This is a genomic window from Rothia sp. HMSC069C04 (assembly GCF_001812895.1).
Lineage (GTDB): Bacteria > Actinomycetota > Actinomycetes > Actinomycetales > Micrococcaceae > Rothia.
This window is the reverse complement of record NZ_KV810736.1, coordinates 551,476-572,518: the sequence shown is the minus strand read 5'-3', so window position 1 is coordinate 572,518 and position 21,043 is coordinate 551,476. Positions and strand designations below refer to the sequence as shown.

The 21,043-nt window shown below is 59.1% G+C and carries 17 protein-coding genes and 1 pseudogene; 11 read left to right on the top strand and 7 right to left on the bottom strand.

Features of this window, described 5'->3' with window-relative positions; all coding sequences use genetic code 11:
- Nucleotides 1-143: 143 nt before the first annotated feature.
- Genes HMPREF2879_RS05005 through HMPREF2879_RS09420 form a run of 3 tightly spaced genes read right to left on the bottom strand, consistent with a single transcriptional unit; the run spans nucleotide 144 to nucleotide 2,101 of the window.
- Entirely contained in the window at nucleotides 144-1,256 is a 1,113-nt protein-coding gene (locus tag HMPREF2879_RS05005) for a hypothetical protein (RefSeq protein WP_070599669.1), read from the bottom strand.
- Nucleotides 1,257-1,289: 33 nt separating this feature from the next.
- Nucleotides 1,290-1,952 carry a sugar O-acetyltransferase gene (locus HMPREF2879_RS05000; RefSeq protein ID WP_049363518.1) on the bottom strand — a complete coding sequence of 221 codons (663 nt, stop codon included), beginning with the start codon at nucleotides 1,950-1,952 and terminating at the stop codon, nucleotides 1,290-1,292.
- Nucleotides 1,952-2,101, bottom strand: coding sequence for a hypothetical protein (locus tag HMPREF2879_RS09420; RefSeq protein WP_005504480.1), 150 nt, complete (start codon nucleotides 2,099-2,101; stop codon nucleotides 1,952-1,954). Before HMPREF2879_RS09420 ends, HMPREF2879_RS05000 begins: the two co-directional genes overlap by 1 nt.
- A gap of 147 nt (nucleotides 2,102-2,248) precedes the next feature.
- Between HMPREF2879_RS09420 and HMPREF2879_RS04995 the strand changes: the two genes are divergently transcribed.
- The 4 genes from HMPREF2879_RS04995 (at nucleotide 2,249) to HMPREF2879_RS04980 (ending at nucleotide 7,103) form a co-directional block, all read left to right on the top strand.
- Entirely contained in the window at nucleotides 2,249-4,015 is a 1,767-nt protein-coding gene (locus HMPREF2879_RS04995) for a long-chain-fatty-acid--CoA ligase (protein WP_070634949.1), read from the top strand.
- A gap of 311 nt (nucleotides 4,016-4,326) precedes the next feature.
- Nucleotides 4,327-5,205, top strand: a complete 879-nt coding sequence (locus HMPREF2879_RS04990; protein WP_070634948.1) for a MetQ/NlpA family ABC transporter substrate-binding protein — start codon at nucleotides 4,327-4,329, stop codon at nucleotides 5,203-5,205.
- A 146-nt stretch (nucleotides 5,206-5,351) separates the two neighbouring features.
- Nucleotides 5,352-6,407, top strand: a complete 1,056-nt coding sequence (locus HMPREF2879_RS04985) for a methionine ABC transporter ATP-binding protein (protein ID WP_005507549.1) — start codon at nucleotides 5,352-5,354, stop codon at nucleotides 6,405-6,407.
- Entirely contained in the window at nucleotides 6,408-7,103 is a 696-nt protein-coding gene (locus tag HMPREF2879_RS04980; protein ID WP_012902834.1) for a methionine ABC transporter permease, read from the top strand. It abuts the gene before it with no gap.
- Nucleotides 7,104-7,236: 133 nt separating this feature from the next.
- Here the strand turns inward: HMPREF2879_RS04980 and HMPREF2879_RS09320 are convergent.
- The 4 genes and pseudogenes from HMPREF2879_RS09320 to HMPREF2879_RS04965 all read right to left on the bottom strand — a co-directional run.
- Nucleotides 7,237-7,389: pseudogene (locus tag HMPREF2879_RS09320) on the bottom strand (HAD family phosphatase); the annotation flags it as partial.
- Nucleotides 7,390-8,818: 1,429 nt separating this feature from the next.
- Entirely contained in the window at nucleotides 8,819-9,574 is a 756-nt protein-coding gene (locus tag HMPREF2879_RS04975) for an HAD family hydrolase (RefSeq protein ID WP_070634947.1), read from the bottom strand.
- A 175-nt stretch (nucleotides 9,575-9,749) separates the two neighbouring features.
- Nucleotides 9,750-11,168 (bottom strand): FtsX-like permease family protein, encoded by a 1,419-nt coding sequence (locus HMPREF2879_RS04970; RefSeq protein ID WP_049340885.1) that lies wholly within the window; start codon nucleotides 11,166-11,168, stop codon nucleotides 9,750-9,752.
- On the bottom strand, nucleotides 11,168-12,136 hold the full coding sequence (locus tag HMPREF2879_RS04965; protein ID WP_044150924.1) for an ABC transporter ATP-binding protein: 969 nt from the start codon (nucleotides 12,134-12,136) through the stop codon (nucleotides 11,168-11,170). Before HMPREF2879_RS04965 ends, HMPREF2879_RS04970 begins: the two co-directional genes overlap by 1 nt.
- Nucleotides 12,137-12,364: 228 nt before the next feature.
- On the opposite strand from HMPREF2879_RS04965, the gene HMPREF2879_RS04960 reads away from it, so the two are divergent.
- The 7 genes from HMPREF2879_RS04960 (at nucleotide 12,365) to HMPREF2879_RS04930 (ending at nucleotide 20,783) form a co-directional block, all read left to right on the top strand.
- Nucleotides 12,365-13,654, top strand: a complete 1,290-nt coding sequence (locus HMPREF2879_RS04960) for a histidine phosphatase family protein (protein WP_070634946.1) — start codon at nucleotides 12,365-12,367, stop codon at nucleotides 13,652-13,654.
- 19 nt (nucleotides 13,655-13,673) lie between these two features.
- Entirely contained in the window at nucleotides 13,674-14,108 is a 435-nt protein-coding gene (locus HMPREF2879_RS04955) for a VanZ family protein (protein ID WP_246822907.1), read from the top strand.
- A 431-nt stretch (nucleotides 14,109-14,539) separates the two neighbouring features.
- A complete protein-coding gene (locus tag HMPREF2879_RS04950; RefSeq protein ID WP_049357323.1) occupies nucleotides 14,540-15,331 on the top strand; it encodes a DeoR/GlpR family DNA-binding transcription regulator in 792 nt (263 codons plus the stop codon).
- On the top strand, nucleotides 15,331-16,281 hold the full coding sequence (locus HMPREF2879_RS04945; protein WP_070593162.1) for a 1-phosphofructokinase family hexose kinase: 951 nt from the start codon (nucleotides 15,331-15,333) through the stop codon (nucleotides 16,279-16,281). Before HMPREF2879_RS04950 ends, HMPREF2879_RS04945 begins: the two co-directional genes overlap by 1 nt.
- 188 nt (nucleotides 16,282-16,469) lie before the next feature.
- Nucleotides 16,470-18,476 (top strand): PTS fructose transporter subunit IIABC, encoded by a 2,007-nt coding sequence (locus HMPREF2879_RS04940; protein ID WP_070634944.1) that lies wholly within the window; start codon nucleotides 16,470-16,472, stop codon nucleotides 18,474-18,476.
- Between the two features lie 99 nt (nucleotides 18,477-18,575).
- Nucleotides 18,576-20,270: a phosphoenolpyruvate--protein phosphotransferase gene (ptsP, locus tag HMPREF2879_RS04935; protein ID WP_012902843.1), complete on the top strand. Its 1,695-nt coding sequence runs from the start codon at nucleotides 18,576-18,578 to the stop codon at nucleotides 20,268-20,270.
- Nucleotides 20,271-20,504: 234 nt separating this feature from the next.
- Complete coding sequence (locus tag HMPREF2879_RS04930; protein WP_005504506.1) at nucleotides 20,505-20,783, top strand: HPr family phosphocarrier protein; 279 nt, start codon at nucleotides 20,505-20,507, stop codon at nucleotides 20,781-20,783.
- Nucleotides 20,784-21,043: the final 260 nt, after the last annotated feature.

Genomic DNA, 21,043 nt, shown 5'->3' with positions numbered 1-21,043 from the left:
CTGGGTGGCTGAGGCTGTTGAGGATACAGATATTTAGATACAGAAAACCTCCGGTACCTTACGTAAGGTACCGGAGGTTTTCTGTACGGTTTATCCCTATCGCAACGAGGCGCGGGCGCTTAGAAGACTAGGTGTCCAGAAGCCTAGGCGTCCTCGCGTGCCACCTGGTCACTCGGGTACTTGTCCACGCGGCGGTGGTACAGACGTCCGCACAGGCCGCCGAGGATAGCGCCGAGGAAGCTCAACGCCAGAACCAGCAGAACCGCGAGCAGACCGTTCGCGAAATCGCCCGCAATCAGCTTCTGCAGGGACAGGGACGCGACACCGTTCTGGAACAGTTGAGGCGCGAGGAAGGTTGCCAGGGACCCGATAATGAGCGCCATAATCTGCCAGAGCCATACGGCAATGCCCTGCTTCGCGCCGGCGAATCGTGCCATGCGTCCCGCAGCATAACCGCCCACCAGGTAGGCGAAGAAAATGAGCACACTCAACGCCACCGCGACCGGCACGGCGTTCGACGCGCCGCTGAAGAGTCGGGAGACCACCGAGGCGTACTCGATGGACTCGCTCTGACCGGTCAGGGTCAGCCACGACTGGATAGCCCACAGGCCACCGTCCATGAGGGAGATGGTGATTAGCCAGCCGAGCAGACCGGGTAGCAGGTGCATGCGGGAGTAGCGGCTCTTCTGCATGGACAGCGCGGTTGCGGCGGTGAGGATGGGTTCCGAGCCAGCGGCATCACCTGCGGGGGCGGGGATGACGAAGTGGTCATCTGCCGCGGGGGCAGCCTGCGGGGCGCTGGGTGCCGCATGGGCGTTGCCGGGTGCGGGCACCTCGTAGCTTGCCGCGGGGGCAGGCGCGGTAGCGGGGGCAGGGGTTGCGCCGCCGCGTACGTTGTCCGCGCTGGGGGTCGCGGGCTTGTCGAGCCAGCTGAGGTTGTCGGTAGCGGGTTCGCCCAAGTCAGCACCGGAGTCTGCACTTTGAGCGGCGCTGTTTGCGGAGAGGACCGGCTGGGTTGCGGTAGCCGCCTCGGTGAGGGGGCGGGTCGCATCCTGCGAGGACTGCGCGGAGGACTGCGCCGAAGAGGCCGCCTCGCGCGCCTTTTCGTGGGCGCGGCGTGCGGCGTTCAGGTCCTCATCGGTCAGAACCACGGTGGGGTCGTCGGAGGAGAATGCCGCCTCCCACAGGTCACTTTCGGTGGGGGAGGACGCCGCGGTGGCCGGGCGCTGCTGCGGGGTGTTGTTCTGTGCGTTCATTAAATCCTTTGGATTCTAGTCCTGGGTGCTGATTTAGCGGTTGCGGTCAGCGTAGAAGGCGCGTGCTTCTTCCAGGGCTTCTGCGGAGTAGGTGTGCGGGTATGCCGGGCGTTCGTTCTCGTCCAGGGTGCGGATGACGCGGCCGGGGTTGCCCACCACGAGGGAGTTTTCGGGGACATCCTTGGTGACGACGGTGCCCGCGCCAATCACGGAGTTCTTGCCGATGGTCACACCGCCCAGGATGATGGCGCCGCCACCGATCCAGACGTTGTCTTCAACGGTGATGGGCTCGCCACCTTCCCAGTATGCGGCGCGGTCGATCGGGTTGAGCGGGTGGGTGGGGGTGAGGAACTGTACGTTGTTGCCGACGAGCACGGTGGAGCCGATACGGATCGGGCAGACGTCCAGGAAGACGCAGCCAAAGTTGAAGAAGGAGCCGTCACCAATATAGGTGTTCACGCCGTAGTCGAAGCGTGCGCCCGGGCGGATGTGCGAGTGCTCGCCCAGGTGGCCGAGGTGTTCACGGTAGACGTGCATTGCCTGTGCCTGCTCGCCGCGTGCGTAGTGTTCTTCGGCGAGGACGGTTGCAGCGTGGATGCGCTTAGTCTGCGCGGCGCATTCGGCGTCGGGCATGTAGGCGGCGCCGGAGACCATGCGGTTGAAGATGTCGCCGTTGGGGCGCTGCGGGGTGTGCATTAGTGGGCTCCTCCCAGAAGGTAAGCAAGTGCGATGATGGCCATTCCGAACAGGATGACGACTCCTCCGGCGATAGCGAATCGTTTGGAAATTTCGCGGAGGAGCTTCTTGAACTGTTCGTCAGTGATGTCTTGCTGTCGTTTACTCATGCTTTAAGTATCCCAGAGTTGCTTGGGTTTACCTTAGTGTTTCGGCGTTTATTGCGGTATCTGGGGCGGGTGTACCGTGTGATTTTCAGCGTGGAAAGAAGCGCTGCTGAGTTGAAGCGTGAGGGTGTAGGAAGGCACAATCAATGCATGACTGAGGCTCAGAAGAACACGAACCTGCAGGATGCGGCGGCACCTGCATCCCCCGCTGGCGCGTCGGCTGGTGCGCATCCGTTGGCGCATCGCCCCTGGTTGAAGAATTATTCTTCGTGGACTGCCCGCGATATTGAGCTACCCGAAACCTCGCTGAGCCACCTCATTGACGAGGCGGTCCGCACCGTACCCCACAAGGTGGCGCTGGAGTTCTTTGGCGCGACCACAACCTACGCCGAGTTGGGGGATCAGATTGAGCGTGCTGCGGAGGGTCTGCGCGTAGCGGGTGTGCAGCCGGGTGACCGTGTGGCGCTGATTTTGCCGAACTGTCCTCAGCATATTGCGGCGTTCTACGCGATTTTGCGCCTGGGCGCGATTGTGGTGGAGCATAACCCTCTGTACACGGGTGCCGAGTTGCGCCACATGTTTGAGGACCACGGCGCGAAGGTCGCGATTGTGTGGGATAAGATCGCCTCGCATATTACGGGTCTTCCGGCGGATATCCGCCCGAACCATATTTATTCGGTGAACATGATTTCGGCGATGCCCGCGCTGATGCGTACCGCGCTGAAGCTGCCGTTGAAGAGCGCGCGTGCTTCGCGTGAGAAGCTGACCGGTCCTGCGCCGGGTACGGTGTCGTGGGCTCAGCTGGTGAAGAGCGAGCGTATTGACCCGTCGCATCGCCGCCCGACCGCGCACGATATTGCGCTGCTGCAGTACACCTCGGGTACGACCGGCCTGCCGAAGGGCGTGATGCTCACGCACCGCAACCTGGAGTCTAACGGCCGCATGGGTGAGGCATGGATTAACCCGGGCGATGACGAGGTGATTTACTCGGTTCTGCCGCTGTTCCACGCCTACGGTATGACCCTGGGCGTGACGATTGCGTCGCTGTGCCGTGCCCGCCTGGTGCTGTTCCCGACCGTGGACATGGACCTGATTTTGAAGGCGATGAAGAAGACCCGCCCGACCATTCTTCCTGCGGTTCCGCCGGTGTATCGCCGCCTCATGGATGAGGCGAAGAAGCATGGTGTGTCCCTGGAGGGTATCCGTTACGCGGTCTCTGGCGCGATGAACCTGCCGCCTGAGCTGGTTGCCGAGTGGGAGGAAGCGTCCGGCGGTTTCATGGTGGAAGGCTACGGCCTGACCGAGTGCGCGCCGCTGGTGTCCTGCAACCCGCTTAATGACACTCGCCGTGCCGGTTTTATTGGTGTTCCGTTCCCCTCCACCGATATTCGTGTGGTGGACCCGGAAACTGGCGAGGACGTGCCTGATGGTGAAGAGGGCGAGCTGTGGGTGAAGGGCCCTCAGCGTTTTGCTGGCTACTGGAAGCGTGAGGACGAGACGGCGAAGACCATCACCCCCGAGGGCTGGTTGCGTACCGGCGATATTGTGCGCCTGGACGAGGACTACTTCATTCAGATTGTCGACCGCATCAAGGAAGTCATTATTACCGGCGGTTTCAATGTCTCCCCGACGGAGGTTGAGGTCGCCCTCAAACAGCACGACATGGTCGCGGATGCGGCGGTAGTCGGTATTCCACTGCCCGCCGGTGGCGAGATGGTGGTCGCCGCTGTGGTTCCCGCCCCGGGTCGAGTGGTGCAGGAACATACTCTGCGTGAGCACTGCTATTCGAAGGTGACCCGTTATAAGGTTCCGCGCCGCATCGTGGTGGTGGATGACCTGCCCCGTTCGATGCTGGGTAAGGTTCTGCGCCGTAAGGTGCGTGAGCAGCTGATTGCTTCGGGCGAGTTCGATCAGTAGGTTGATTCCCCGTCCGCCCGTAACGGGTGGCGCTATGGACGCCGGCTTGGGTTTATTCACCCGGGCCGGCGTTTTGTGTGTGCCTGAATACATGGCTAATGACGCTTTGTGACCTGGCAAATAATCACCGCATGACGAATTGTGACAAAATATGACGACCTTGACGTTCTGTGTCTCATGAATAGCCATTAACTTCCACACCCGCCCTTGTGCGTGCTGTAATTGTCCCATCATCATTCCCATCGGATGTGCTAGCACCAACGTGAGCACCCGGTGGAACGCATCATCATTCAACAGAAAGATTCATAGCCGTGAAGAAGTTTGCTGCTGCACTCGCAGTTGTCCCCATGGTCTTTGGCCTGGCAGCCTGCGGTTCCACCAACTCCTCCTCTTCCTCCAGCTCCAAGAAGGTCACCATCGGTGTGGTTGGCTCTGAGAAGTTCAACAAGACCCTGAAGGAAGAAGCTAAGAAGCAGGGTATCGACATTGAGTTCAAGGAGTTCAGCGCTTACACCGAGCCGAACCCCGCACTGGACGCCGGTGATATCGACATGAACCGCTTCCAGCACATCGCGTACCTGTCCAACTACAACGTGAGCGCTAACAAGGACCTGCAGATTGTCGGCCCGACCGTCATCTACCCGATGGCTCTGTTCTCCAAGAAGCACTCCAAGTTGGCTGACATCCCCCAGGGCGGCGAGATCGTTATCCCGAACGACACCGTGAACGAAGCACGCGCGCTGAAGCTGCTGAAGACCAACGGTCTGGTTACCTTCAAGAACGCTGATGTTGACGCACCCACCATCGACGACGTGGACACCGCTAACTCCAAGGTGAAGGTCACTCCCGTCGACGCAACCCAGACAGTGGTTGGCATGGAGTCTGCTGACGGCGCGGTCGTCAACAACGACTTCCTCAAGGATGCAGGTCTGAAGCCCGCAGACGCCCTGGCTCAGGACGACCCCAAGACCGACCCCTCGGCCATCAAGTATGTGAACCTCTTCGTTGCTCAGAAGGACAAGGCTGACGACGAGACCTACAAGAAGATCGTTGAACTCTTCCACACCAAGCCCGTCATGGATGTTGTTCAGGAAGAGACCCGCGGCACCGCTGTTGAGGTCAACGTGAGCACCGACGAGCTGCGTCAGTCCCTGGCTAACGAAGAAGCCAAGCTGCGCGCCAAGAAGTAATCTTCTGAATACACGCCTCTTCTAGGCATACGCAAAGGCGGTAAGTCTAAGCACCCGATGCGGGTCACAACAGGCTTACCGTCCTTTGCGTACCGGCGTTAATGCCCTTTAGCGCCCCAACCACGACATACAACGGATACAAACTTATGAGTGAACTGGTACAGAGCTTCGGTGACAGCACCGAGCCCATGGTGGTTCTGGACGGAGTCTCCAAGGTCTTCGGCAACGGTCCCAAGGCGGTAGTTGCTGTGGACAATGTCTCCCTCAGCATTAACCGCGGCGAAATCTTTGCAATCATCGGCTACTCCGGCGCCGGTAAGTCTACCCTGGTCCGCCTCATTAACGGCCTGGAAACCACTACCAGCGGCACCTTGACCGTCGGTGGCTTCCAGATTTCCGGTAAGCGCGACTCTGAACTGCGTGAAGCACGCACCAACATCGGCATGATCTTCCAGCAGTTCAACCTGATGAACTCCCGCACCGTGCTCGGTAACGTCGAGTTCCCGCTGAAGATTGCCGGCTGGTCTAAGAAGGACCGCCGCGAACGCGCCCTGGAAATGCTTGAGTTCGTGGGTCTTGCCGACCGTGCAGGTCACTACCCGAACCAGCTTTCGGGCGGTCAGAAGCAGCGCGTGGGTATTGCTCGTGCGCTTGCGACCAACCCTGCCCTGCTGCTGGCTGATGAGTCCACCAGTGCGCTGGACCCGGAAACCACTCATGAAGTTCTTGCGCTCCTTAAGCGTGTGAACCGTGAACTGGGTGTGACCGTTGTGGTGATTACCCACGAGATGGACGTGGTCTCCAGCATCGCTGACCGTGTGGCGGTCATGGAGTCCGGCCGCGTGGTCGAGCAGGGCAACGTCTACGACGTCTTCTCCAACCCGCAGACCGACGTGGCGAAGCTGTTCGTGGCAACCACCGTCAAGCTTGCCCCCACCGGCAAGGAGGCGGCTGAGCTGCGCGCTAACCACAAGGGTTACCTCATCAACGTTGAAATCGTGGAGGGTAACCAGGAGCTCGGTAAGGTGCTGTCCTACCTGGGTGCCCGTAACGTCCGCTTCAACATTGTGGGCGGCGGTATTGAGACCCTGCAGGGCAAGGCGTACGGTACCCTCACCCTGGAACTCCTCGGCGAAATCACCAGCATTGATGCCGCCGTTGCCGAACTGAAGACCGTTGCCCGCGTGCAGGAGGTGCGCTAAATGTTTGCTACTACTCTTCCGCTGGCTGCGTCTAAGACGGACTGGTCCGAGTTCCTGCCCGAGAAGCTGCTCCCGGCTATCGGCGACACCTTCTACATGGTGTCTATCACCATGCTGTGCGCCGGTCTGGTCGGTCTGATTGTGGGTGCGCTGCTGTACACCACCCGTGAGGGCAACATCTTCCAGAACCGCTTCGTGTACACGATCCTGAACATTCTGGTGAACGTGATTCGCCCGATTCCGTTCATCATCCTGATTGCGGCACTGGGCCCGCTGACGAGCGCCGTGGTGGGTACCCGCCTGGGCGTGAACGCGGCGGTCTTCGCGATGAGCTTCGGTGCTGCATTCGCTATTGCCCGTATCGTGGAGCAGAACATGGTCTCCATTGACCCGGGCGTGATTGAGGCGGCGCGCGCGATGGGCGCTTCGAAGCTGACCATCCTGTTCACCGTGATGATTCCCGAGGCGCTTGGCCCGCTGATTCTCGGTTACACCTTCCTCGTCATTGGTGTGGTGGATATGTCCGCTATGGCCGGTTACGTGGGTGCTGGCGGTCTGGGTAAGATCGCGATTGTGGACGGCTACCAGCGCTTTAACGATGAGATCACCTGGGCTGTTGTGGCGATTATTATCGTCCTGGTTCAGCTGGTTCAGTTCATCGGTAACTTCCTGGCGAAGAAGGTTATGCGCCGATAAGCTCGTACCGTTTAGGTACGGCTGATAAGGCATAGAAGACCCCCGGTCTGCTCCTTGAGGAGCGGGCCGGGGGTCTTTCCTCGTACCGAGTCTTTCTTGATGCTGCTACGAGGGCGGCGGGTGCAGCTTAGCCCTGCGCCGCCTCCAGGTACATGTCCGGGGCGGGCTTACCGGTGGGAACGTCGTTGCTGCTGACCCAGGTGCGCACCAGCGGGGCGTAACCGTAGCTTTCCATCTTCAGGGTCAGAATGTTCGCGGTGGAGTTCGACGCCACCGCAACCGGCATGTCTATGACCTACACATCAACAACACCGCCAGATCACAGGGCGAATGCCCTCCGCGCGGAAGATTAGAGCCTTCCGCCATCTATGCGAAGAGCGAGCCGTTTGTGCTTCTTATGCTTCGCCAATCGACCGACCGAGCCGACCGACTGGCCTGTGTTGTTTGTTGTGATGCCCCTTGTGCTTTTCATTCAAATACCTTTGTGTATTTTGTTTGGAAAGTACAAGGGCATTCGCTTCTCTCTCCCCTCACCTCTCTCAGCCTGAGCTGTGAGGTTGAGTCTTGGAACAGAAGGAGAGAAGCCAGAGAGAAAAAGAGCCTGAGTGTTAGCGAAGTCCGCTTAAGCGGACGTAAAATAAAAGTTCCTAGACCGTAGAACTGAAGTGAGAGAGTTGTGAGGACAAGACCAGAGTTATCTCCTGCTCGTAAGAGAAGAAAAGCATACGCACGTAGGAAAGAAGAAGAGAGGTGGGTGAAAGCAGCAGGGGAAGTGAAGACTGTTTACCGCTGTATCTGCGATAAGAACCTAGAAATGTGTAAGGCAGAGGAGCATCCGAAGCGCAATAAGACGACTTAGGATGTAAGTTTGCTGAGGAGAGAGAACGGGCTGGGAGCTTTAGCAGCTAAATACTATAGTGTGCAGTGGCGCAAATTGTTATTGAATCATTACTAAAATAATTTTGACTCCCATTTTGCTGATTGATATCATAAAAGTGTTCTGTTTCACATCAAACTAGAGATATTATCAACAGCTAGAGAGGGACAGTCAATGAAAAATGTTAGTAAGTCAATTGCAAGTTGTATTTCTGTAACTGTAGCGATAGGTGATTAAAGTGGTCGACACTAGATACATACCGGTACCTGAATTATGTTTCGCAGGTTATTCTTTCTATTATTTTACATCTTCGCATGATTCAATGTTTTATAATGTTGCCGGTATTTTAATTCTTTGTGGATTTGTTGGGTACTCTGCATATCGTGCAAATAAGAACTACGTACAACCTGCGGCATCCTTCATAAAATCCGTATTTTTTATGTTGGTTGTGGTAATTTTACAAGTGTATTGGCTTGACCCTTTGGCTCAGGTTGTAGTTCTACTTATGAGTATCCTGTACGCTTTTGTTTTCTATAAGCAACAGCCGAAATAAGCATCCTTGGAGTTCTAAAACACCTAGCATCACGAGAACCTGCCAAAGTTCAGGTTCTCGTGATGTTTTGTATTGGTACCGTTTAGTGAGACTTTGGAAAAGTAGCCCTCCGCGAAAGTGCTGATGAGGTCAAAGGGCTACAAGAGCGGGTGCTAGAGAGGCAGCTGATAAGCATAAAAAGACCCCCGGTCTGCTCCTTGAGGAGCGGGCCGGGGGTCTTTCTTGATGCTGCCTATCAGGTGAGGCGTCTGCGGTACGTGCTTAGTTCTGCGCCGCCATAGACTGCTATGCCTCAGACTGCTGTGCCGCCTCAAGCTTGGCGATCCAGGTGCGTGCCGCCTCCCAGAGCTGCGGGTCATTGAACGAATCGAAGCGCCCAAAACCGGTCGGTGCCTTTGCCGGGTCGGTGCCTTCCGGAACGTAAATCATGACCTTTGTACCGGCGTCACGTGCCGCCTGCGCGCCCGCGAGGGAGTCCTCGAACGCCAGCGCCTCGTGGCCTTCAAAGCCGAGGCGACGTGCCGCCTCCAGGTACATGTCCGGGGCGGGCTTACCGGTGGGAACGTCGTTGCTGCTGACCCAGGTGCGCACCAGCGGGGCGTAACCGTAGCTTTCCATCTTCAGGGTCAGAATGTTCGCGGTGGAGTTCGACGCCACCGCAACCGGCATGTGCTCGCTCAGGAAGCCCAGGAACTTCTGCGCACCCTCAATCAGGTCCACGCCGGAGCTGATGACCTCGTGCTCGGTGGTGAGCAGGTCCTTCATCACGCGTTCATGGTGTTCGGCGTACTCTGCGGAGGCGGTGTCCGGCTTCTGACCGTTCTGCGCCTCGTAGGAGAGCAGGGCAAGCTCCTGCGCGACGTCGGCTGCCGCCAGGCCGGTGAGGCGGTGCTCCACCTCTTCGGTGAAGGGAACAGACCAGCGGGCGAAAAGCTCACGCTGCACATCGTTCCAGACGGTCTCGGAGTCGAGGAGGATGCCGTCGCAGTCGAAGATTGCGCAGCGGGGGAACCATTCGGGGGGTACTGTGTGTTCAAACATAATGTCAGTCTCTCACAGGGCTTTAGGCTATGGAAGCGGTGGCCCGGTGCGTGAGAAAACATGCAGGGCGCAAACCGGGCGAGGGCACAAAAGCACGCAACACAAACGTTGGACATGAAGAAACCCTCCCGCCGCATCCACTGAGAACGCAACGGGAGGGTAGCAGCCGTACAGCTTAGAGAGCGGACACCGGCTTATGAGTCACCTGACGCATAAACGGAATGGTCGCCAACAGGCCCACATAGACCAGCGCCAGACCCAGTGCAATAGCGCCGAAGGTCATACCGAACATCTTCGTCAGAATCTCACCGGAAAGACCCTGCGCCGCAATCAACGCCGTCAGCGGCAGACCCAGCAGCGCAGAAACCACGCTAATGAGCACCAGCGGACCGAAAACCACGGTAAGGCGCGAAGCCTGCAACATCCTCGTGGGGGTACCCATCATATTCAGCGAAGAGTACAGCGAACCACGCTCGTAAATGGCGGCGCTCTGGTTCAACACTGCGGAGAGAGTGATCAGCAGGTACGAGAAGAACAGCATGAGCAGCATGCCCTGGAACATGTCCGACATGATGGTCATGAAGGGGCCGGCGGCGGGGCCTACCTCCTTCGCCGTTTTGTTCATCTCACCCGCCAGAATCAGGATGGGGCCGAAGAAGGTCACCAAGAAGGTCGACAGTGCCACACCCGAAACCTGACGCCACGCCCCGCGCGGGGACTCCAGCACCGCACGGTACCCCAGCAGAACCGACGCCTTCTGGGTCATGCGCACACGAATCTTTGCGTACGCCCACACCAGGAAGGTACCAATCAGGTCGATAGCAACCATCATCAGCAGACCCGGCAGAGCAATGAAAATCGCTAGGTTCTTAATCGCGCTATCGGCACCGCCGTCCTGGAAGGGTGAGAACATGCTAAAACCCTTCGAGGTCGAAGCCAGAATCATCACGGCAATGACCAGAACAACACCGATACCCAGAGCAATGTAACCGGCGGAGCCAGCCTTCGCGCGGGTACGCACGCCCAGCGGGCTGATGCTGACCTTCGCCAGACCGAAGAGGGAGCTGAGAGCCGCCAAAACCATACAACCCAGGAAGCAGTAGAAAATCACGCTCACCGGCAGGAGCATATTCTCAGCACCCAGCGGAACGTTCATGAAGTGTAAAGCGCCAAAGGGGAAAATCAGCACCAGGTAGAGCAACAGACCGATGACGAAACCCACAAGAGAGTACACCAGCGCGTCCGCAACGGACAGACCCACAATCAGGGTTGTGGAGGCACCAATCAGGCGCAGGGACGCCAGACGCTCATCACGGCGGCGGGCACTCAAACGAGCAGCCGAAGCGCCCAGGGTAAAGAGCGGAACAATCAGCACCAGAGCGGCAACCCACGCCAAACCCATGTAGAGCTTCTGAATGCCCATCAGGTTGATCATTTCGTGGTCAACGTTGGCGTGCTCAAGCCAAGTACTCAGCGCCTGAACACCACCGGCAACCGTCAAAAACAGTGCCGAGGAGGCGGCAAAAGCCAGCACGGGAAGAATCGCCTGCGAACTCCATAGGGTTCGCTTGGCGAGTAGAGCATAGATTTGCATTATGCACCTGCCTGAGACTGAGCGCCGAAGCTCTGAGCGTGGTTCTGGGAAGCGGGAACACCGCCCTGGTTATTGCGCTGATCGCTCACAATCTGACCGTCCTGCAGGTACACCACGCGGGAGCACGCCGCCGCCACGTTCGGGTCGTGAGTAACCACCAGCAGAGTCTTACCCTGCTGCGGAATCATGGTCAGCAGCAGAGCCATCACCTCACGCGCGGTCTTCGAATCCAGCGCGCCGGTCGGCTCATCCGCGAAAGTCACGGGGGCACCGTTCACCTGGGAGCGGGCAATCGCCACACGCTGAGCCTGACCACCGGACATCTCGCCCATACGGCGGTCCAGCATCTGACCCAAACCCAGGCGGTTCAGCAGATCAGCCGAAATGGAACGCGCCTGCTGGCGGGGAACACCGGCAATCATCGCGGCGAGGGAGACATTCTCCTCTGCGGTCAGCTCGGGAACCAGTAGACCCTGCTGGAACACGAAACCAAACGAGTTAGCGCGCAGGGAGGTGCGCTCACGCTCACTGAGGGACTCCACCGCCACCTGACCGGTCGGGCCATTGAACAGCACAGAACCGGCATCGAGCTTGATAATGCCCGAGAGCGCGTGCAACAGGGTGGTCTTACCGGAACCGGAAGGACCCATAATCGCCACGGACTCGCCGGGGAAAATATCCAGGCTCACGTTACGCAGCACCGGGTTATTGCCGTACGACTTGTGCAGGTTACGGGCAGAAATAATCGCGCCGCGCGCGAAGGGCGCCTGCTGCATCTGCTGAGGTGCCTGAGCCGGGTAGCCCTGCGGCTGACTCTGATAGTAGCCCGCCTGGCTCTGCTGAGCCTGCTGGGGCTGACCCTGCTGAGCGGAATACTGACCGGCAGGCTGCGCCGCCTGCGGAGGGGTCATTGAGTACGGGTTCTGAGCCTGGAACTGCGGGTTCTGAGATTGAGGATTCTGCGTCATGACAACCTTCATTGGGTATGAACTAACGGAAGTACACTTCTATCATCTCAGCTTCTTGGCGGCTCATCCCTCCGTCTGGGGGCTGAAAAATATGGGAAAACCCTGAAAAAATTTGCCCGACCGGGCGCTCAACCACCCCGCAGCTCATACCGCGGTATGAGTGCGCTTCATGAGAGAATACGCCTCTTGCCCCCTTGAACTGCGCGGGGGCAATGCCATACTAGAAGGATGACCGACGCACAGAACACCCCCATCATCACTCCGGTACCCGACCCCGAGGCAGGAACCCGCATCATCTTCCTACGCCACGGCCAGACCGACTGGAACATTGACCACCGCTTCCAAGGCGGCACCGACATCCCCCTCAACGACACCGGCAGAGAGCAGGTCCGCACCGCTATCGGTGCCCTGCAGCAGGCAGCAGCTGAGGGCACCGCCGTGGACGCTATCGTCTCCTCGCCCCTCTCCCGTGCCGTAGAAAGCGCCGAAATCGTAGCCGAAGGCCTGGGCGTACCCTACCGCGGTGCCGTTGACGGCTTCCAGGAACGTTCCTTTGGCGACCTGGAGGGCCAGATCGCTACCCCCGAGCTGATTCTCGCCTCCCGCCAGTCCAACAACGCTTTCAACGTGGAACCGAAGAAGGACTTCCTCGCCCGCTCCCTCGCGGCGCTGAACCGCGTCCGCCGCGAATATGAGGGCCAGACCGTTGTGGTCGCCGCGCACGGCATGCTGATTGCCATGGTCGTGACCGCCCTGGTCGCTGAGCGCCACCCCGAACTGCTCAACGAGGACGGTATCTACCCGATCCCGGCCAACGCCTCCCTGACCGAGGTGCCCCTGCAGTATCTGGACGACGCAATCGACCGTCTGCTCGTACAGCACCTGGAGCCCGAGCTGGGCCCCGAAGAGATCCCGGCGGGTGCCGAGAATACGACCCTCACCCTGATCCGTCACGGCCAGACCGACTGGAACAAGGCGAACCTGATGCAGGGCATCACCGACATTCCGCTCAACGACACCGGCCGCGAGCAGGCACGCACCACCGGCAAGAAGCTCGCCGACATGGGCCTGGAATTCACCATGCTAGTGTCCTCGCCGCTCTCCCGCGCCCACGAGACCGCGCAACTGGTCGGTGAGCACTTCGATCTGCAGGTGCACAAGACTTACCCCGAGCTGGTGGAACGCGCCTACGGTGCCGGTGAGGGCCTGGACATTCCCGCCCCCGAACGCCGCGCCCCCGAACGCTACTACCCGAACGTGGAATCCGAACGCGACGTGTACATCCGCGCGGTGCGTACCCTGCGCAATATCGTGCGTGAACTCTCCGAAGAGCCGGGCGACCAGAAGATTATTGCCGTCAGCCACGGTAGCTTTATCCGCCGCGCCCTCTCCGCAGCGGCCGGTGAAGAATGGACCGTGACCGTGCCGAACGCCGAACCGCTCACGATTGACGTGCCGGGCCTGTTCGCGTGGGACTCGACCAAGCAGTTCGACGAGGTGGGTCGCCTTGTTTGGTAAAGGTTGGTCTGGCGCTCGCGTGTGGCGGCTGATTCTCTGGCCGGTCACGGCGCTGTACTGCGCGGTGGTGGCGAGTATCGTGTTCGCCCCCGTACACGTGGACGATAACGAGATGGGAGGCCGCCTGGCGCAGCTGCTGGATACTGGCCATGCTGAGGGCTGGTTGCCTGCGTTCATCACCTATTCGAGCATCGAGCAGCTTTCGAACGTCATTATGTTCATTCCGGGCGGTTTTCTTTTCGCCCTGCTGCTCAAGCCGAAGGCTCGCCCGCACGTGCTGTACTCGGGATTTTTGGTCAGCGCCTGCATTGAGATGATTCAGAGTTTCATGCCTGATCGCACCGGCGACCCGGTGGATGTGCTGATGAACGGTTCGGGTGCTCTGCTGGGCGCGGCGGGTGCCTTGGGTGTGCATCGTTGGCGTCGCGTGCGTCGCGAACGCAAGGGCAAGTAAACGAGCACCCAAATAAGCGCGCATTAATTGCATATGTTCTGCTGGTGGAGGCGCTGGTTTCGAGGGTTCTCGTTGAGGGCTCTCGGGGCCGGCGCCTCCACTTTTTGCCGTGTTAGGGCGCCGTGTAGGTGTTGGACACTGTGGGAATGGTGAGGGAGCGGGAAAACCCAACAGTTCATTAGGTCAAACAGACATAAACAGGCAGTGACCTCCGATATAGTGTGGTTTCGGTAGGGAACATTCGGGTAATATTCCGGCAAATACAGCGTTTTATATTGACTTGCCCACAAAAACCCACATAAAATCAAGTATTGCCCTCAAGTGTTTTGCTGGCTCATTGAAGCCATGTCTCTTATGGCCATAAAAGCCGAGCAGAACGCAGAAAAGAACGCACAGATTTTCTCCCACTAGCCCAAAGGAACACCAGAGTTATGTTCGCAGAAGAACGCCGTGCCGAAATTGCAAAGCTTGTTGCCTCCGCACGTCGTGTCAACGGCGCTGACCTTGCACGTCGTTACGATGTGACCATGGAGACCGTGCGTCGTGACCTCGCCGCACTGGAAGAGGCAGGTAAGCTCCGCCGTGTTCACGGTGGTGCTGTCACCATTGAGCAGTCCACCTCCCTGGAGTCCTCCATCTCCTCCCGACAGGGCATGAACACCCCCGAGAAGCGCCGTATCGCCACCAAGGCATACCAGATGCTGCGCGACTCCGAGGCAGGCTCCATCGTCCTGGACGCAGGCTCCACCATCGAGATTCTCGCCGACCACATCGGCGCCGAGAACTTCAGCCTCAAGACCGGCAACGACCGCATCATCATCACCCACGCACTGCACATTGCAGTCAAGCTCGCCGAAGCCGAGGGTGTCACCCTTGAACTGGTTGGCGGCCAGCTGCGCAAGATGACCTGGGCTGCTGTTGGTGCACGCGCCGCAGAGCACTTCGGTACCATGCGCCCCGATATTGCTTTCATCGGTGCCAACGGCATTGAAGCCCACTTCGGCATCTCCACCCCCGGCATGAACGAAGCTATTGTCAAGACCGCAATTTGCAAGGCAGCCCGCCGCGTGGTCTTGCTTTGTGACTCCGCGAAGTTCGGTCAGGAATCCCTGGTCCGCTTCGCCGGATTCGAGGATATTGACACCCTCATTACTGATCGCGAGCCCGAAGGTGCCCTCCGCCAGGCACTCGAGGCCGCAAATGTTGAGATTGTGATTGCCTAATGATTATTACTCTGACCGCCAACCCCAGCCTGGACCGCACCATTGAACTCGGCGCGCCCCTGGCCCACGGTGCCGTGCAGCGTGCTGTCGGCGCCGTACAGGATCCCGGTGGCAAGGGCGTGAATATTTCGCGCGCCCTGCAGGTTTCCGGTGTGCCGACCCTCGCCATTGTGCCCGGTGAAGCCAGCGACCCGGTGCTGACCGCACTGCAGGCTGTGGATGTCGAGTTCGCTAACCTGCCCACCGGTGAGCCGATTCGCTCGAACATCACCGTGGTTGACCCGGACGGCACCACCACCAAGCTGAATGCCCCCGGCACCGTTTTTGACGCTGAACTGCGTCAGAAGCTGGACGAGCTGGTGGTTGAGCGTTCCAAGGGTGCCGACTGGGTGGTTCTGGCTGGTTCGCTGCCTCCGGGTCTGGAGCCGACCTACTACTCCGAGCTGGTGGCGGCACTGCGCGCCTCCGGCTACGAGGGCAAGATTGCTATTGATACCTCGGAGGCGCCGCTGATTGCGACCGTTGCCGGTGAGCATAAGCCCACCCTGATTAAGCCCAACTCGGAGGAGCTGGCTCAGCTGACCGGTAGCGACAACTGGGAGGAGCTGGAGGCCAGCCCCGAGCTGACCGCCCGCACCGCCCAGAAGTTGCTCGGCGACGGCATCGAGTACGTGCTTGCCACCCTCGGTGGCGGCGGTGCCGTGCTGGTCACTGAGCAGGGTATCTGGCACGCTGTGCACGAGCCGATTCAGGTTCGTAGCACTGTGGGTGCCGGTGACTCCTCGCTGTCCGGTTTCTTGATTGCTCACACTCGTGGTGAGGATGCCCCCGGTTGCCTAGTTCAGGCGGTAGCTCACGGTTCGGCTGCTGCTGCTCTGCCCGGTACCCGTATGCCTTCGCTGGAGCAGACCACTCCTGAGAAGGTCACTGTTCGTCAGCTGCAGCTCTAATTCGGACTGTTTTCGCACCTCCAGCTTTTATTCTCAGAAGGGAATGTATGCAGGGGTGTTACCTCAACACCCACACGCATATACGAACACAACACACACAGGTTGCACACACCTTGAACTCATACAGGGGAGAAACTTGGCACCCCGCCAAGCCTCTTCCCGCCCCAACACATACCCGAGGAGGGAATATGTCTGATCTGATCACCGCAGATCTCGTCCTGCTGGACGAGAACCTCGGCGAGACCCGATTCGACGTAATTGCCAAGCTCGCCCAGGCAGTCGTAAATGCCGGACGCGCTACCGACTTCGAGCAGCTCTACGCGGCTGCCGAGGCACGTGAATCCAAGACCGACACCGGTATCCCCGGCGGTATTGCGATTCCGCACTGCCGCAGTGCCGCCGTCACCGAGCCGACCCTGGCAATGGCACGCCCCAACCCGGCAGTTTCCTTCGGTGCAAAGGACGGCCCCGCCGACCTGATTTTCTTCATCGCTGCACCCGATGGCGCTGACCAGGCGCACCTGAAGCTGCTCTCCACCCTGGCACGCTCCCTGATGAAGAAGAGCTTCACCGCGTCCCTGCGCGAAGCCTCCTCGGCTGAAGAGATTGTTGAGCTGGTCAACGGTGCGCTCGGCGTGGGCGAGAAGAAGGCCGAGGCCAAGCCCGCCGAGGCTGCACCTGCCGCACCTGCAGCCTCTGCTCAGGACACCCCCGCCGCTTCGGTTCCGGTGAAGAAGATTGTTGCTGTGACCGCATGCCCCACCGGTATCGCTCACACCTACATGGCTGCGGACGCCCTCAAGTACGCTGCTGAAGAGCTCGGCTACGACCTGAAGGTTGAAACCCAGGGCTCCTCGGGTAACGAGAAGCTGACTCAGGCTGATATTGACGCCGCAGACGCCGTGATTTTTGCGGTGTCCGTGAACGTGCGTGAGCGTAATCGCTTCGCGGGTAAGCCCTTTGTCGAGTCTCCCGTTAAGCGCGGTATTGACGAGCCTAAGGAAATGATTGCGGAGGCTCTGGCTGAGGCTGAGAATCCCAACGGTGCACGCGTTGCCGCTGCCGCATCCAGCGGTGAGGACAGCGCAGGCGCTACCGAAGGCGCTTGGGGCTCGCGCATCTACAAGGCCGTGATGACCGGTATCTCTTACATGATTCCGTTCGTTGCTGCCGGCGGTATTCTGGTCGCCCTGGGCTTCGTTTTCGAGGCAATTACGGTGCCGAACCTTGGTGATGTGAACCCCAAGGCGATTCTCGAGTCGGCAACCCTGTTCAACCTCGGTGATGTGCACTGGACCCTGTACCTGGGTGCTGTTCTGCAGACCATCGGTGGTTTCGGTCTGAGCCTGATGGTTCCGGCTCTTGCCGCGTACATTGCGTACGGTTTGGCTCAGCGTCCCGGTATTGCTCCGGGCTTCATCGCCGGTTCGGTGGCTCTTGCGGTAAACGCGGGCTTCCTTGGCGGTATTGTTGGCGGTATTCTCGCCGGTCTGATTGCGTACGCTCTGGGCACTCTGAAGCTGCCCCGCTGGCTTGGCTCGATGATGCCCGTGGTCATCACCCCGCTGGTGACTTCTCTGGTCGCCGGCCTGGCAATGTACCTGCTGCTCGGTGCGCCCCTGGCGTGGGTTATGACCACCCTGCAGGATTGGCTGACCTCCATGTCTGGTGGTTCCGCTCTGCTGCTGGGCCTGATTCTGGGCGCCATGATGGCTTCTGACCTGGGTGGCCCCATCAACAAGGCTGCTTACCTCTTCGCAACCGCTGGCTTGTCCTCGGGTGCGACCGTGAACCAGGAAATCATGGCTGCCGTCATTATTTCCGGTATGGTTCCGCCGCTGGCTATGGCTCTGGCAACCACCCTGCGTCCCAAGCTGTTCAACGAGAACGAGCGTGAGAACGGTAAGGCTGCGTGGCTGCTGGGTGCATCCTTCATCTCTGAGGGTGCTATTCCCTTCGCTTCGGCTGACCCGGCTCGCGTGATTCCTTCGACCATTGTTGGTGGCGCTATTGCCGGTGCAATCTCCATGGGTGCGCACGTGGCTTCCCCGGCTCCGCACGGCGGTATCTGGATTATTGGTCTGGCGCAGAACCCGCTGATGTTCTTCGTGGCCGTGCTGGCCGGTACCGTGCTATCGGCTCTGGTGTACGTTGTGCTGAAGTCCATGGGTGCCCGCTCCAAGGCATCCGCATAAAGGCCGTATAACCTCACCTTCATTTGATCGTCTGTTTGCAGGCGTGAGCGTGAAAAAACACGTTACACTGTAGACAAACCACAGATAGGACATGAATTTATGACTACCTACAAGGGCGTCGGCGTATACGCCGGCCGCGTTATTGGCCCCGTTCTTCAGATGCCTAAGCCCATCGAGGAACCCAAGGACGGTCTGCGTCTGAGCGGTGAGACCGCTGAGGCTGCAGCGCAGCGCATCAAGGACGCTTCGGTCCGCGTGAAGGAAGACCTGCTCGCTCGTGCAGAGCACGCTAGCCGTGACGGCAAGGCTGTTCTGAAGTCTACCTCTCAGATGGCTACCGACCGTGCACTCATCAAGAGCGCTATTAAGCTGGTTGAGACTCAGGAGATGGCTCCCGAGCGCGCTATCTGGGAGGCTGCAACCTCCTTCGCAGACCAGATGGCTGCCCTGGGTGGCTACATGGCTGAGCGCGTCACCGACATCCACGACGTGCGTGCCCGCATTGTTGCTGAGCTGACCGACCAGCAGGCTCCCGGCATCCCCGTTTCTGATGAGCCGTTCATCCTGGCCGCTATTGACCTGGCACCGGCTGACACCGCGACCTTGGACCCCGAGAAGGTTATCGCTCTGATTACCTCTGACGGTGGCCCCCAGGCACACACCGCTATTCTGGCTCGCGGTCTGGGTCTGCCCGCTATTGTGGCGGCTAAGGGCGTGACCGAGATTGCTGACGGCACCGTCGTCTACGTGGACTCCAACGAAGGCATCGTTGACACCGAGCCCACCGACGCTGACCGTGAGGCAGCAATCAAGTACGCAAACCGTAAGCCTGTCGCTGACTTTGACGGTCAGGGTGTGCTGGCTGACGGCACCCGCGTTGAGCTGTACGCAAACGTTGGTGACGGCAAGTCCGCTGAGAAGGCTGCAAGCCTGAAGGCTGAGGGTGTTGGCCTGTTGCGCACCGAGTTCGGCTTCCTGGGCCACGACTCTGAGCCTTCTATCGAGACTCAGGCTAAGACCTACAAGTCCGTGTTTGACGCATTCCCCGGCAAGCACATTGTGGTTCGTACTCTGGACGCTGGTGCTGACAAGCCCCTGCCGTTCCTGAACGTGAACCCCGAGGAGAACCCCGCACTGGGTGTTCGCGGTTTCCGTACTGACTGGACCGTTCCGGGCGTTCTGACCCGCCAGCTGGAGGCTATTAAGGCTGCTTCGGAGAACTCCGACGCGGACATCTGGGTTATGGCTCCGATGATTTCGACCACCTCCGAGGCACGCAACTTCGCGAACATGCTCAAGGAGATCGGCCTGCCCGTTCACGGTGTGATGGTTGAAACCCCCGCAGCTGTGATGAACGCTGAGGCTATCCTGGGCGAGGTCGACTTCGTGTCCATCGGCACCAACGACCTGACCCAGTACACCATGGCAGCTGACCGTCTGCTGGGTGACCTGGCGCACCTGAACAACCCCTGGCAGCCTGCAGTGCTGAAGATGATCAAGATGACTGTTGAGGGTGCTCAGCGTGCATCGGTCACCGCGGGTAAGAAGAAGTACGTGAGCGTCTGTGGTGAGGCTGCGGCTGACCCGGCTCTGGCTGTTGTTCTGATTGGTCTGGGTGTTGACACCCTGTCCATGAACGCTGGCGCTATCCCCGCTGTGGCTGCGGTTCTGAAGTCTGTGACCAAGGAGAAGGCACAGCAGATTGCGGCTATCGCTCTGCAGCAGATTTCTTCTGCTGAGGCGAAGGAGAGCGCACGCAAGGCTCTGCCGATTCTGGATGAGCTGGGCCTCTAAGCCTTAAAACGATTCCGGGTTCTGCCTGCCGCCCCTTGGTGGGGTGTGTTAGGCGGTGCCCGGGTCCATAAAAATGCCGGGTGCGGAGTTTTATTTCTGCATCCGGCATTTTTGTACTTGTTAGCGTACGGCTGAACGGTACAATTTATAGAGTAAGGGCGGGTCCTGAAGCGCCCCGTTCATTTAGAATAGGGACTGATATATTTTTGGTTCCTTGATCAAAGGAGAAACATAATGGCAGAGCGCGAAGCCACTATTGCAAGCCGTGTTGGCCTGCACGCACGTCCGGCAGCTATCTTCGCTGAGGCAGCTGGCGACCTCCCCGTTGAGGTGACCATCGCTGCTAAGGGTGAGCCCGCAGATGAGGCTATGGACGCTGCATCGATTCTGTCCCTGATGTCCCTGGGTGCAAAGCACGGCGACGTTGTTGTCCTGCGCGCTGAGGGCGAAGGTGCTGAAGAGGCTCTTGACTCGCTGGTTAAGATCCTCGAGACCGACCACGACGCTGAGTAATTGACTTTCGCCTCTGAAGTGACCCTGAGCGGTGCGCTTCGGATGCTGTGAAGGCTACAGCCTTAAAGCGTGAATATCCCGTCACTTCGGTGGCGGGATATTTTTTGTTATGAATAATTCATTTTTTATTGAGGCGTGAGTGGGGGGAGATAGGGGATATTTCTCTGCAAATCTTAATGTATATATAACCTTTATTTTTCCTCGAAAATAGCTCTAGAAATATCTCCCAAAATATCTTCTGTGCAGTAATGACCTGGATT